We start from the raw sequence: 12985 nt of genomic DNA on the forward strand, positions 1-12985 counted from the left end.
CGCCTTTGTGGGGTTCCTACAGATCATTCTCCGCTGATCGGTACTTCACGAGGAAAGGGACGAGCCGACGCCGGTCATAGGGTTGTCCGCGTGACTGCTGAGACGCTCGGACCCGTTCTGATCGCCAACCGGGGGGAGATCGCCCGGCGGATCATCCGTACGGTCAGGCGCATGGGCCTGCGTGCCGTCGCCGTGCACTCCGAGGCCGACGCCGGGCTGCCGTTCGTGCGCGAGGCCGACGAGGCGGTGCTGATCGGCCCGGCCGACCCCGCGCAGAGCTATCTCGACCCCGCCCGGGTGCTGGACGCGGCCCGCGCCACGGGAGCGGGCGCGGTTCATCCCGGTTACGGCTTCCTGTCGGAGAACGCCGCGTTCGCGCGGGCGGTGATCGAGGCCGGGCTCGTGTGGATCGGGCCGTCGCCGGAGTCCATCGACCGCATGGGCGACAAGATCAACGCCAGGAACCTCATGGAGCAGGCGGGCGTGCCCGTCGCCGCGGGCACCAGGGAACCGGTCACCGACCTGGTCGCGGCGCTCGACGCGGCCGAGCTGATCGGCTACCCGGTCATGGTCAAGACCGCCGGCGGCGGTGGCGGGATCGGCATGAGCGTGGCCCGTGACGACGCCGGGCTGGCCAAGGCGTTCGAGCAGGCGGCCAGGGCGGCGGCCAGGTTCGCCGCGGCGGCCGCGGCGGGCGGCGCGGGCGACGCGCTGGCCGGGCCCGCGGTCCTGCTGGAGCGTTACGTCGAACGTGCCCGCCACGTCGAGGTGCAGATCCTCGGCCTGCCCGACGGCCGGGTGCTGGCCCTGGGCGAGCGCGACTGCTCGGTGCAGCGCCGCCACCAGAAGGTCGTCGAGGAGTCGCCGTCCCCCGGCATCGGGCCCGAGCTGCGCGAACGCATGCTGGCCGCGGCCGTGCGGGCCGGCGAGGTCGTCGGCTATCTCGGCGCGGGCACGGTCGAGTGCCTGGTCGACGCCGACGCCCAGGACTTCGTGTTCCTGGAGATGAACACCAGGCTGCAGGTCGAGCACCCGGTCACCGAGCTGGTCACCGGCCTCGACCTGGTGGAGCTGCAGCTCCGCGTGGCCGCCGGGGAGAGCCCGGAGATCACGGTGGCGCCGCAGGGGCACGCGATCGAGTTCCGGGTCTACGCCGAGGACCCCAAGCGTTTCCTGCCCGGTCCCGGCCGGATCACCACCTGGGACGAGCCCGCCGGCGACGGCATCCGCGTCGACTCCGGCTACGCGGCGGGCGACACCGTGACCATGTTCTACGACCCGCTGATGGCCAAGCTGTGCGTGCTCGGGGCCGACCGGACCGAGGCGCTGGAGCTGGGCCGCAAGGCGGTCGCGGAGTTCACCGTCGAGGGTCCGAGGAGCAATCTGCCCTTCTGCGCCGAGCTGCTGGAGAACCCGGCATTCGTCGCGGGAGACTACGACACGGGTCTGGTCGGGCGAATGCGGGCCTGACCCGGTCGACATTGTTGGTGACGTCGGAAGAGGAGAGCGCCGGTGGCCGAGGTACGCGCCGAGATGGTGGCGAACGTGTGGAAAGTGGTCGTCCGGGAGGGCGAGGCGGTCTCCGAGGGGGACACGCTGGTCATCCTTGAGTCGATGAAGATGGAGATCCCCGTGCTCGCCGAGGACGCGGGCGTGGTGTCGCAGCTCAAGGTGGCCGAGGGCGACGTGATCCAGGAGGGCGACCTGATCGCCGTCATCGACTGAGGCGGGCCAGGAACCTGGCGCGGTCGACGACCGTCCGCTCGACCGTGCCGCGGCCCACGAGCGTGCCCTGCCGGTCGCGGGCCTCGAAGGCGAAGACCAGGCGCCGGCCGTCCACGGCGGTGAGCTCGGCGGTGAGCTGGACGTGGTCGCCGACGGCGCTGGCGGCCAGGTGTTCGAGCTCGACCCGGGTGCCGACGGACGTCTCGCCCTCGGCCAGGTGCGGGCGCACGGCCTCGACGGTGGCCCGTTCGGCCAGCGCGAGCAGCCTGGGCGTGGCCAGCACGGGCACGTCGCCGCTGCCGGCTCGCTCGGCTGTGTCGGATCTCTCGACCATGGTGAGCAGTTGCGAGCGGAGGCCAGGTGAGAGCGTCATGGGGGTCAGCCTACCGAGGGCGGTTCTGATCTCCTGGAAACGCGGACAACGCCGCCCATAAGGCTCCAGGATAGGGTTTGTACGGCTTGCGGCATATGAGTGGCATATGGGGCTCCTGAGACAGGTACACTCTCGGAGTTTCCGTGACCACTGTGTTACCTCACCGCGACAAAAGTTCGCTTTGTTGGAGAACCGCGGGGTGGGCGAGGTTACCGATGTAGGGGGGTAGCGGGGGAGTCATGGTTGCCCAAGGCACGACGCTGGCGGGGCGGTATCGACTGGATACCCGCATCGGCGCCGGCGGCATGGGCGAGGTGTGGCGAGGCGAGGACATCGTGCTCGCCCGCACCGTCGCCGTCAAGGTGCTGCTCCCAGGCCGCATGGATGATCGGGGGTTCGTCGCCAGGTTCCAGGGGGAAGCCAGGGCGATGGCCACGATCAACCATTCCGGCGTGGTCGACGTCTACGACTACGGGGTGAGCGGCGACACCGTCTACCTCGTGATGAAGTTCGTGGACGGGGAGCCGCTCGACCGGCTGCTGGCCCGGCTCGGCCGGATCCCGCCGCAGGCGGCCATGGAGCTCATCGCGCAGGCCGCCTCGGCCCTGCAGGCGGTGCACGACCAGGGAATCGTGCACCGCGACGTGAAACCGGGCAACCTGCTCGTCCAGCGCGACGGCACGCTGGTGCTCACCGACTTCGGCATCGCCCGTTCCGACCTGGCCAACCGGCTGACCGACGCCGGCATGGTGCTCGGCACGGCCGCCTACTGCGCGCCAGAGCAGGCCGAGGGCGCGCCCGTCACCCCGGCCGTGGACATCTACGCGCTCGGCGTGGTCGCCTACGAATGCCTGGTGGGACAGCGGCCGTTCGACGGTGACAGCGCGGTCACGATCGCGCTCAAGCACATCCGCGAGGCCCCGCCGCCGCTGCCCGCCGACATCCCGCCGCAGATCCGGACGCTGGTGGAGGTGGCGCTGTCGAAGGACCCCGCCCGGCGTTTCCCGACGGCGAAGGCCATGAGCGAGGCGGCCCGCGCGGCCGGTCAGGGCCAGGCGATCACGCCGGTGGCCGAGATCGCGCCGCCTGCCACGGGCGCCACGATGGCCGCGCCGCCCGAGTCGTACCAGACCGGCGCCTACCAGGCGGGCCACTCCCAGCCGACGGGCGCCCACCAGCCGGGCCAGCCGCCCGCCTACCCGGGAGGACAGCCGCCGGCCGGAGCCGGCGGGTTCCAGACGGGGGCGCACCTGCCCGCGTCGTCGGAGGAGACCACCGCCGCCGTCGGCGAGCGCCGGCCGGGCGGCCGCCGCGCCGCCAAGGCGCCGCGCAGGACCGGCCTGGTCGTCGGCCTCGCGGTCGCGGTGGTGCTCGGCGTGGGGGCGGGGGCGGTCGCGCTGACGGGCATGGTGCCCGGCGCGCCGACGCCGACCGTCACGGCTACCCACGACGGCAACAGCGACGACATCCCCGGCCCGACGAAGACCGGTTCCAAGAAGCCCAAGCCTTCGACGACGCCTCCCACGAAGCCGCCCACGACGCCCACCACCAGGCCGCCCACGCGCGTCGAGACCGAGGAGCCGACGGAGACCGAGGAGCCGACGACCACGCCCACCACCACCCCGACCACCACGAAGGAACCGACCAAGTCGCCGTCGAGCACGCCGACGCCGACGGTCAAGAACATCACGGTGCCCAAGGTCGCCGGGCAGCCCTTCCTCAAGGGGCAGGAGATGGTCGAGGCGGCGGGGCTGCAGGTGCGCGTCCGCGACTCGTCCGTGACCACCGACGACCCCGCCTGCCGCAGGATCACCAAGACGGTGCCGGCCGGCGGCACGGTGGTCCCGGAGACGAAGGTGGTCACGCTCTACGTCATCGACGGCATCTGCACGACGCCGTCGCCGTCGCCGTCCCCCACGGCGACGCCGAAGTCGTAGGGGGTCAGATCCCCGTGGTGTTGCGGGGATAGGCGATCTGCGGGTCGGTGGCGATGTTCACCATGTACGGGATGCCGGAGTCGAACGCCCTGCGCAGCGCCGGCCCGATCTCCGACGGCTTGGTGACCAGCTCGCCGCCGCCGCCCAGCGCGGTCACGACCTGGTCGTAGCGGCACTGCGGCTGGAGGTCGGCGGCCACGTCGTAGCCGTACAGGAACCGCATGGGGTGCTTCTCCAGGCCCCACATGCCGTTGTTGCCGCAGATCATGACGACCGGCAGCCGGTGGCGGACGAGGGTGTCGACGTCCATCAGGGAGAAGCCGGCGGCGCCGTCGCCGAGCAGGAGCACGACCTGCGAGGAGGGGCGGGCCAGGCGGGCGGCGATGGAGTAGCCGAGCCCGGTGCCGAGGCACCCGTACGGGCCGGGGTCGAGCCAGTTGCCCGGCTGCTTCGGCTCGACGTACTTGCCGGCGTAGGAGACGAAGTCGCCGCCGTCGCCGATCACCACGGCGTCGTCGGCCAGGACCTTGCCCAGCTCGCCGTAGATGCGCATGGGGTGGATCGGGTCGGTGTCGGCGGCCAGCAGCTCGGCGTCGTCCTCGATCGCCGCGGCGGCGGCCTCGGCCAGCGTGGAGGCCCAGGAGGCGTACGAGCTGGGCTTGACGCCCGCGTCGCCGCAGGCCGCGCCGAGGCTCCACAACACCACCGACAGGTCGCCCGCGGCCTTGGCGGCGGGCTGCATGTGGGTGGCGAGCTGCGAGGGCGCGTCGGCGATGTGCACGACGCGGGCCAGGGGCGCGCCGTCCTTGCCGCCGAACTTGCCGTAGCCGAGCCGGAAGTCGAGCGGGGCGCCGATCACGATGACCAGGTCGGCCTGGGAGAAGGCCACGCTGCGGGCGCGGGTGACGAGCAGTTCGTGCCCGGCGGGCAGGATGCCGCGGCCCTGGCCGTTGGGGATGACCGGCAGCCGCCAGGTCTCGGCGAAGTCGCGCGCGGCCTCCTCGGCCCGGTCCATCCACACGTCGGAGCCGTAGACCAGCACCGGGCGCTCGGCCTCGGACAGCAGCCGGGCGATGGCGGCCAGGTCGGCGGGGTCGGGCTCCAGCGGCGAGGGCGACTGCGTGTGCACCTCGTGGGCGGGCGAGGGGGCGAACAGGTGGTCCATGTAGAAGTCGAGGAAGACCGGGCCGCGCTGGGGCGCGACGGCGGTGCGGAAGGCCGACTCGACGTCCTGGCCGATCGAGTCGGCGCCGGAGGCGGTGAACGACAGCTTGGTGATCGGGCCGAGCAGCGGCGGGTGGTCCATCTCCTGGAGGGCGCCGCTGCCCCAGCGCGACTGCGGGGCGCGGCCGCCCATGACGACCACCGGCGAGCCGTTGAAGTGCGCGGTCGCGATGCCGCTGACGCCGTTGGTGATGCCGGGCCCGGCGGTCAGCACGGCCAGGCCGGGCTTCCTGGTCAGCCGGGCCGTCGCCTCGGCGGCGAAGACCGCGCTCTGTTCGTGGCGCACGTCGAGGATGCGCATGCCCTCGTGGACCGCGCCGTCGTACAGCGGGAAGACGTGGCCTCCCGAGAGGGTGAACATGGTCTCGACGCCGTAGGCCTTGGACACGGCGACGGCGACGTCACCGGCGTGCTTCGCAGACTCCATGCCGGGAACTTACCAACCAGTGATAAGAGTAAACAGATCTCAAGAGTTGCGTCCGGCCGCGTCCTAGCCCTGTCCGCAGCAGACCCGGACCGAGCCCAGCGGCGCCCGCGCCTCGATCTTCCGCGGCGCGCCCTTCACCGCGTCGACCTCCACCTCGGTGCGGCGGCCCTCGGTCGTCACGTCGTAGGTCTCCGGCGGCAGCCGCAGGTCGACGTCGCCGGTGGCCCGCGCGACGGCCCTGACCGTGAGCGGCGGGTTGGCGAAGTCCAGCCGTACGTCGCCCGAGCCGGTCTCGACGTCGGCCTGGCCGCCGAGCATCGCGTCGCCGAAGACGGACCCGGAACCGGACCTGGCCCAGACCTCGCCGGTGACCCCCTCGGCCCGCACGTTCCCCGACACGGTCGTCAGCCGCACGGCGCCGACCACGCTGTGGACCCCGAGGTCGCCGACGGTCGTCCGGGCCTCGACCCCGGTCTCGTAGGGCACCAGCAGCGTGTAGTCCGCCCGGCACACCGGACCGTCCGGCCGGGGTGCGGTGCCGCACCGGATGTCCAGCCGCAGGGTGTCGCCGTTCCAGTCCTCGGTGATCACCGGCCGGTCGATCGAGGTCCAGTTCACGGACCGGGAGATCGTCAGCTCTCCCGCGGGGCCCGGCACGATCTCGACGTTCACCTCGCCGCTGCCCGTGGTGACCTTCAGCGTGTCCAGCGCGAACGGGACCGTCCTGGCCCGCGTCTCCTGCGGCGCGGTGGCGCGGGCGAACCCGTTCCAGACCAGCAGGACGGACAGCAGCAGGGCGGTCACCGTCGCCACGGTTCCCGCCGTCAGCCAGATGGCCCTCACGGCATGCTCCTGATCTTGAGGAACTGCAGGACGGCGAGGACCCGGCGGTGATCGCCCTCCGCGGGGGACAGGTCGAGCTTGGTGAAGATGTTGCCGATGTGCTTGCCCACGGCCCCCTCGCTGAGCACGAGGGCCTGGCCGATGCCGGCGTTCGAGCGGCCCTCGGCCATGAGCTTGAGCACCTCGTGCTCACGGGGCGTCAGCCGTTCCAGCGGGTCGCTGTCGCCGCGCAGCAGGAGCTGGGCGACGACCTCGGGGTCGAGGGCGGTGCCGCCGCCGGCGACCCGGCGCAGGGCGTCGATGAACTCGGCCACATCGGCCACCCGGTCCTTGAGCAGGTAGCCGACGCCGCCGGCCGCCGTGGACAGCAGGCGGGCGGCGTAACGTTCCTCGACGTACTGGGAGAGCACCAGCACGGCCAGGCCGGGATGCTGGCGGCGCAGCACGAGAGCGGCGCGCAGCCCCTCGTCGGTGTGCGTGGGCGGCATCCGGACGTCGGTGATCACCAACTCCGGCTGGTGCTCCTCGACGGCCCGCAGCAGGCCCTCGGCCTCGTCCACGGCCGCCACCACCCGCATGCCGGACGCGTCGAGCAGCCTGATCAGCCCCTCGCGCAGCAGGACGGAGTCCTCGGCCAGCACTACTCGCACGGCAGCTCCACCTCGATCGTGGTCGGCCCGCCGAACGGGCTGGACAGGCGCAGCGTCCCGTCCACGGAGTCGATGCGCTGGGCCAGGCCGCGCAGGCCGGTGCCGCCGTCCAGCCGGGCGCCGCCGCAGCCGTCGTCGTGGACGAGCACGTGCAGGCGGTCGCGCTCGCGCCGGACCGTCACCTCGGCCCTGGTCGCGGCGGCGTGTTTGGCGATGTTGGTCAGTGCTTCGGACACGATGAAGAAGGCCACCGCCTCGATGGTCGGGGACGCGCGCCGGTCGATGTCGACGCGCAGGCGTACGGGGAGAGGGGCGCGGGCCGCGACGCCGGACAGCGCCGCGTCGAGCCCCTGGTCGTTGAGCACGGCCGGATGCAGGCCGCGGACGAAGTCGCGCAGCTCCTTGAGCGCCTGCTTGGCCTCCTCGTGGGCCCGCTCGATCGCCTCACGGGCGGGCTCGGGCAGGTCGGTGAGGGTGGCCCTGGCCAGGCCGAGGTTCATGGCGAGCGAGACCAGGCGCTGCTGGGCGCCGTCGTGCAGGTCGCGCTCGATCCTGCGGCGCTCGGCGTCGGCGGCGTCGATCACGCCGGCCCGGCTCTCGGTCAGCGTCTCGATGCGCTGCCCCAGCTCGGTGCGGCTGGGCCCGAGCAGCGTGCGCGCCACCGACAGGTCGAGCGCCGCCATGCCCCTGGCCAGGACCGGGGCGAGCAGCAGCAGCGCCAGGCCGGTCGCCGTGGAGATCCCCACGATGACCGGATCGCGCAGATCGACGAGGAACACCAGCGGCGGCGCCTGCACCCGCGGCGGCACGAACGACAGCAGCCCCACCACGGCCCCGCCCCACGCCAGCGCGACGAGGAAGGCCGCCGCCGCGCCCACGAAGGGCGACAGCAGGTGGTAGGCGATCTGCCGCCAGGTGGCCGCCCTGCGCCAGCCGGCCGGCGCCACCGGGGGCGGGATGCGGACGTCGAGGAAGGCCGCGAACCTGGACCGCTGCACCCGGGTGAACACCGGGACGCCGCGCCGCAGCAGCGGCGGGGCCACGGCCAGCAGCAGCGTGAGCCCGCCGAGCACCACGGCGACCGGCAGCCCGATCATCACGTGGGACGTGTCGAGCCAGGCACGCGTCGACCAGGGACGGGGGACTTTCATGCGTCAAAGGTATTGACCCACCAGACCCCTACGAAATGGGCCTGGTGTGCCGGTGGACGGTAGAGCTAACCCCACCCTCGAACAATTGCCGCGCACCGAACATCTCACTCCCCAACAGACCAAGGGGAGGTTCGGATGTTCGCAGCAGGGGTCGCCGCGCTGGCGGCCGCGTCCACGGTCCTGGGCGGGTTACCGCACGGCATGTTGTTCCTGGAGAAGCACCCGCCCGCCAAGCAGTGGGAGACCTACACCGTCAAGAACTCCGCCACGCTGCCGCTCCAGCTCGACCCGTGCCTGTCGCACCGGCGGCGGGACGGCGGCCGGCTGATGGCGCGGGCCGTCCTGTACTCCAGCGAGGACGAGATGAAGTACGAGCAGCTCGTCGTCTACCGGAGCGTCCGGCACGCCAAGGCCGCCCTGCGCGTCCTGCGCGCGGACCTCAGGCGCTGCGCCGACGTGGGCAAGGGCGTCAACCGCCACCGCTACTTCACCAAGCCCCTGGACATGGGCGACGACGGCCTGCGCGCCGGCGGCCGGTTCTTCGAGAGCGGCGAGCACGCGGTCGCGGTCAGGCGCGGCGCGGCCCTCTACATCGCCGGCGAGTCGGCCTGGCCCACCGAGAGCCTGCCGCTCAAGGGCTTCCGCGGGCTGATCGACCAGGCCCGCCGGATGACCGTCAAGGTCTGCCGCCTGCCCGAGGCCGCCTGCTAGAGCACCCCCACCCGCCGCTTGAAGGCGGACGGGTCGAAGGAACCGCCCAGCGTGGCGCCCAGCCCCTCGCGCGCCATTCGGGCGAACGCCTCGCGGCCGAGTCGCCCGGCCCCGTCGGGCAGCACTCCCGCCAGCGGCCGCGCGGCCAGCATCTCCAGGTCGGCGACGTTGCTCCGCTCGATGATCCCGGTCTCCGGCGGCCAGCGCCCGATCACCACGCCCGCCGGGTCGAGCCCCCGGTGCGCCAGCGCCTCCAGGGTCAGCGCCGTGTGGTTGAGCGCCCCGATCCCGGCCCCCGCCACGACCAGCACCTGCGCGCCCACCAGCCGGGCCAGGTCGGCGATCGTCGCGCCGTCCTCGTCGAAGCGCACCAGCAAGCCGCCGGTGCCCTCCACGACGACCAGCCGGTTGCTCTCGGCCAGCTCCTCGACGAACCGGGCGGCGGCCGTCAGCGACACCGGCGGCACCCCGGCCACCCGCGCGGCGGCGGCCGGCGAGAGCGGCTCGCCGAAGCGCGCCAGCTCGAACGTGGTGCTCACCCCGGAAAGCCGGATCACCTCGTCGAGGTCGCGCCCGCCGCCGGTCTGCGCCGGCTTCACCACGGCGACGGACGCCCCCCGCTCCCTGGCCAGGGCGGCCACGGCGGCCGTCACGACGGTCTTGCCCACGCCGAAGTCGGTGCCGGACACGACGAGAACGCTCATCGTCCCAGCCTAGAAGCCGCCGCCCGCCATCCCGGTCAGGGACGCCGCAGGCGCGTGACGAACTTGTACCGGTCGCCGCGGTAGAGGGACTGCGCCCACTCCACCGGGTGGCCGTCGGCGTCGAAGGCGTGGCGGGTCAGCAGCAGCATCGGCAGGCCGACGTCCACGCCCAGGGCCTTGGCGTCGTACGGGGTGGCGAGCACGGTCTCGATGATCTCCTCGGCGTCCGTGAGCCGTACGTTGTAGGCGTTGTGCAGCGTCTCGTACAGGGAGGCGTGCACCTCCAGCTCCCGCCGCAGGCGGGGGAAGCGCCGCGCGGACAGGTGGGTGGTGTCGATCGAGACCGGCTCGCCGTTGGCCAGCCGGAGCCGGTGGATGCGCAGCACCCGGCCGCCGGGGTTGATGGCCAGCCGCCGCGCCAGGGCCTCGTCCGCGGTGATGTAGCCGATCTCCAGGATCTTCGTGTCCGGCTCAAGGCCGGCGGTGCGCAGGTCGCCGATGTAGGAGGTGAGCTGGAGCACCTGCGCCACCTTCGGCTGGGCCACGAACGTGCCCTTGCCCTGGATGCGCAGCAGCCTGCCCTCCACGACCAGCTCGGTCAGCGCCTGGCGGACGGTGGTGCGCGAGGTCTCGAACCGCACGGCCAGCGTGCGCTCGGGAGGCAGGGCGGTGCCCGCGGGCAGGCTCTTGGTGAGCTCCAGAAGACTGCGTTTCACGTCGTAGTACTTGGGAACGCGGGGGCCGTCGTCGGTCACGCTCTCACCTTCACTTCTGGCACGGCGGTGAGGGCGTGTCTGATCACCGCGAGATCATCGGAACTCATATCGGCCCGAGCGGTCAACCACCTGGGAGGACGGCATATCCGCACGGAGCGCGCACACCGCCAAGTACGCGCGAATCCGGGCAGCTCAGACTGATTGTGAAGGATATCCACAGCTGCGTGCGCGATCGCAACCGAGGCCGGTGTCAGGCCCGCGTCGTCGAGGAGCCACCCGCCCGTGTCGATCACCTCCGGCAATGCCCGTGAAGCGCCGTCATGGGGATCGGGCGATCCCGCCGTGTGACGGTTCTCACAGTACGAGATTCCCCGAAAGTCGCGCCGGGTGCACGGCGACGCACCCGTGCCGCCCGCGTGCGGCGGCTTCACCGGGCAGGAGCTGCGCATTCGATCAGGGGGTCGGTTTGGCTGTTGGCGGCGAAAGCACGCATGATGCACTCGTGCCGACTCTCAGCGACCTCGTCGCCCGCCACACCGCACTCGACGAGGCGGACCTCGACTGGCTGCACTCGCTGGTCTCCGACTGGCAGCTGCTGGCCGACCTGTCCTTCGCCGACCTCATCCTGTGGGCGCCGCTGCTCGGTGAGAACGGCTGGATCGCCATCGCCCAGATGCGCCCCACCACCGGCCCCACCGTCTACCACGACGACATCGTCGGCAGCGTGGCCGCCAAGGGCGAGCGCCACCTCATCGACACCGCCTGGAACGAGCGCCGCATCTGCCGCGAGGGCGATCCCGACTGGTCCACGGGCGTCCCGGTGCGCGAGGAGACGATCCCGGTGCGCCGGGCGGTCGACAACGGCGAGGGCCGCTTCCTCGGGGTGATCCAGCGCTCCACGAACCTGTCCTCGGCGCGCACCCCGTCCCGGCTGGAGCTGACCTACCTGCAGAGCGCGTCGGACCTGGCGCAGATGGTGGCCGAGGGGCGTTTCCCGTTCTCGGGGGAGGAGCCGATCCTGGTGCGCTCGCCGCGCGTCGGCGACGGCCTGCTGCGGCTCGACCGGGCCGGGCGGGTCACGTACGCCTCGCCCAACGCGTTGTCGGCCTACCGGCGGCTGGGCCTGCACGCCGACCTGGTCGGCGCCGAGCTGGGCCGGGTGACGGCGACGCTGTGCTACTCCGACGAGCCGATCAACGAAGACCTGATGATCGTGGCCAGCGGGCGGGCGGCCAAGGAGACCGAGGTCGAGTCGGGCGGCACGATCGTGCAGCTCAGAGCCATCCCGCTGATCGTCGGCGGCGGCCGCATCGGCGCGCTCGTCCTCATAAGGGACGTCACCGAGCTGCGGCGGCGCGAGCGCGAGCTGATGACCAAGGACGCCACGATCCGCGAGATCCACCACCGCGTGAAGAACAACCTCCAGACGGTCGCCGCGCTGCTGCGGCTCCAGGCGCGGCGCCTGCAGGTGCCCGAGGGCCGCGAGGCGCTGGAGGAGGCCGTGCGCCGCGTCGGCTCGATCGCCATCGTGCACGAGACGCTGTCGCACGCGCCGGAGGAGTTCGTCGACTTCGACGAGATCGCCGACCGGGTGATCGCGATGGCGGGCGAGGTGTCGGCGGCCGAGGCGGCGGTCACGCCGCGCCGGGTGGGCGCGTTCGGCGTGCTGCCCTCGCTCATCGCCACGCCGCTGGCCATGGCGCTGACCGAGCTGCTGCAGAACGCGTTGCAGCACGGGCGTCCCAAGCGGATGGAGGTGCTGGTCGAGCCCGCCCCCGACCGGCTGAACGTCACCGTCTGGGACGACGGGCGCGGCCTTCCCGCGGACTTCGACCTCGACAAGTCCACCAGTCTGGGGCTGCAGATCGTCCGCACGCTGGTGGAGGGGGAGCTGTCGGGCAAGCTGACGATCGAGCCGCGGGAGGGCGGCGGCACGCACGTCGGGTTGTCGATCCCGCTGCCGTCCGCCTGAAGAGTCCGCCGGGCCGGGCGACCGTCGTCAAGGGCGGCGCCCGGTCCGTGCGAGCCTGGCCGCCGCGTGCACGACGCGACGGGGTCTTGGCGGAAACGTCGATCACGCCAAGCTGGGCGGCTCCTGCGGGGAAAGCAGGGTCGATCGGAGGTGGATCAGACGGGGCAGATCAGGCTGGGCAGATCAGGCTGAGGCGCGGGCGCGGGCGCGGGCGGTGCGGCGCTTGAGGGCGCGGCGCTCGTCCTCGCTCAGACCGCCCCAGACGCCGGCGTCCTGTCCGGACTCCAGCGCCCACTTCAGGCAGGCGTCGACGGCCGGGCAGGACCGGCAGACCTGCTTGGCCTCTTCGATCTGCATCAGGGCAGGGCCGGTGTTGCCGATCGGGAAGAACAGCTCGGGGTCCACGTCACGGCAGGCAGCTCGGTGGCGCCAGTCCATGCGTCCACTCCTTAGTAGATGGAACCTTTGGTCGGCTCCGTGCGGCTACTACTTTGTGAAGAGTTTCACTAACTCGCGCGAACAATTACCCGGATCCAGGTGTTGGACCGGGGG

13 protein-coding genes are annotated in these 12985 nt (G+C 72.3%); 5 read left to right on the plus strand and 8 right to left on the minus strand.

The features are described from left to right. The first annotated feature begins 90 nt into the window (after positions 1-90). Complete coding sequence (locus tag ACIBK9_RS41500) at positions 91-1470, plus strand: acetyl/propionyl/methylcrotonyl-CoA carboxylase subunit alpha (protein WP_397164385.1); 1380 nt, start codon at positions 91-93, stop codon at positions 1468-1470. A 42-nt stretch (positions 1471-1512) separates the two neighbouring features. After that, the gene (locus tag ACIBK9_RS41505) at positions 1513-1725 is read left to right on the plus strand and encodes a biotin/lipoyl-binding carrier protein (RefSeq protein ID WP_358289001.1); all 213 of its coding nucleotides are present in this window, start codon (positions 1513-1515) and stop codon (positions 1723-1725) included. On the opposite strand, the gene ACIBK9_RS41510 is transcribed toward ACIBK9_RS41505, so the two are convergent. Continuing rightward, positions 1715-2098 carry a thioesterase family protein gene (locus ACIBK9_RS41510; protein ID WP_358288998.1) on the minus strand — a complete coding sequence of 128 codons (384 nt, stop codon included), beginning with the start codon at positions 2096-2098 and terminating at the stop codon, positions 1715-1717. The two genes, ACIBK9_RS41505 and ACIBK9_RS41510, sit on opposite strands and share 11 nt — an antisense overlap. A gap of 239 nt (positions 2099-2337) precedes the next feature. Here ACIBK9_RS41510 and ACIBK9_RS41515 point away from each other — a divergent pair, with 239 nt between their 5' ends. Beyond that, positions 2338-4035, plus strand: coding sequence for a serine/threonine protein kinase (locus ACIBK9_RS41515; protein WP_397164386.1), 1698 nt, complete (start codon positions 2338-2340; stop codon positions 4033-4035). A gap of 4 nt (positions 4036-4039) precedes the next feature. Here ACIBK9_RS41515 and ACIBK9_RS41520 read toward each other — a convergent pair whose 3' ends face one another. The 4 genes from ACIBK9_RS41520 to ACIBK9_RS41535 form a co-directional block, all read right to left on the minus strand. After that, entirely contained in the window at positions 4040-5686 is a 1647-nt protein-coding gene (locus ACIBK9_RS41520; RefSeq protein ID WP_397164388.1) for an acetolactate synthase, read from the minus strand. A 63-nt stretch (positions 5687-5749) separates the two neighbouring features. Then, positions 5750-6529, minus strand: coding sequence for a DUF4097 family beta strand repeat-containing protein (locus ACIBK9_RS41525; protein ID WP_397164390.1), 780 nt, complete (start codon positions 6527-6529; stop codon positions 5750-5752). Further along, positions 6526-7179 (minus strand): response regulator, encoded by a 654-nt coding sequence (locus ACIBK9_RS41530; protein ID WP_397164391.1) that lies wholly within the window; start codon positions 7177-7179, stop codon positions 6526-6528. The genes ACIBK9_RS41525 and ACIBK9_RS41530 overlap by 4 nt, the downstream gene beginning before the upstream one ends. Then, positions 7170-8330: a histidine kinase gene (locus ACIBK9_RS41535; RefSeq protein WP_397164393.1), complete on the minus strand. Its 1161-nt coding sequence runs from the start codon at positions 8328-8330 to the stop codon at positions 7170-7172. Before ACIBK9_RS41535 ends, ACIBK9_RS41530 begins: the two co-directional genes overlap by 10 nt. Positions 8331-8465: 135 nt before the next feature. Between ACIBK9_RS41535 and ACIBK9_RS41540 the strand changes: the two genes are divergently transcribed. Continuing rightward, a complete protein-coding gene (locus ACIBK9_RS41540; protein WP_397164395.1) occupies positions 8466-9041 on the plus strand; it encodes a hypothetical protein in 576 nt (191 codons plus the stop codon). On the opposite strand, the gene bioD is transcribed toward ACIBK9_RS41540, so the two are convergent. Both bioD and ACIBK9_RS41550 read right to left on the minus strand, forming a co-directional pair. Next, positions 9038-9745, minus strand: a complete 708-nt coding sequence (gene bioD, locus ACIBK9_RS41545) for a dethiobiotin synthase (RefSeq protein WP_397164397.1) — start codon at positions 9743-9745, stop codon at positions 9038-9040. The two genes, ACIBK9_RS41540 and bioD, sit on opposite strands and share 4 nt — an antisense overlap. Before the next feature lie 35 nt (positions 9746-9780). Beyond that, the gene (locus ACIBK9_RS41550) at positions 9781-10500 is read right to left on the minus strand and encodes a GntR family transcriptional regulator (protein ID WP_125648113.1); all 720 of its coding nucleotides are present in this window, start codon (positions 10498-10500) and stop codon (positions 9781-9783) included. Positions 10501-10963: 463 nt separating this feature from the next. Between ACIBK9_RS41550 and ACIBK9_RS41555 the strand changes: the two genes are divergently transcribed. Beyond that, positions 10964-12433 carry a histidine kinase N-terminal domain-containing protein gene (locus ACIBK9_RS41555; protein WP_357985039.1) on the plus strand — a complete coding sequence of 490 codons (1470 nt, stop codon included), beginning with the start codon at positions 10964-10966 and terminating at the stop codon, positions 12431-12433. 183 nt (positions 12434-12616) lie between these two features. Here the strand turns inward: ACIBK9_RS41555 and ACIBK9_RS41560 are convergent, their stop codons facing one another. After that, positions 12617-12871, minus strand: coding sequence for a WhiB family transcriptional regulator (locus tag ACIBK9_RS41560; protein WP_113705541.1), 255 nt, complete (start codon positions 12869-12871; stop codon positions 12617-12619). Positions 12872-12985 lie beyond the last annotated feature (114 nt).

Source organism: Nonomuraea sp. NPDC050227, from assembly GCF_044459705.1.
In the GTDB taxonomy this organism is placed as follows: Bacteria; Actinomycetota; Actinomycetes; order Streptosporangiales; family Streptosporangiaceae; genus Nonomuraea.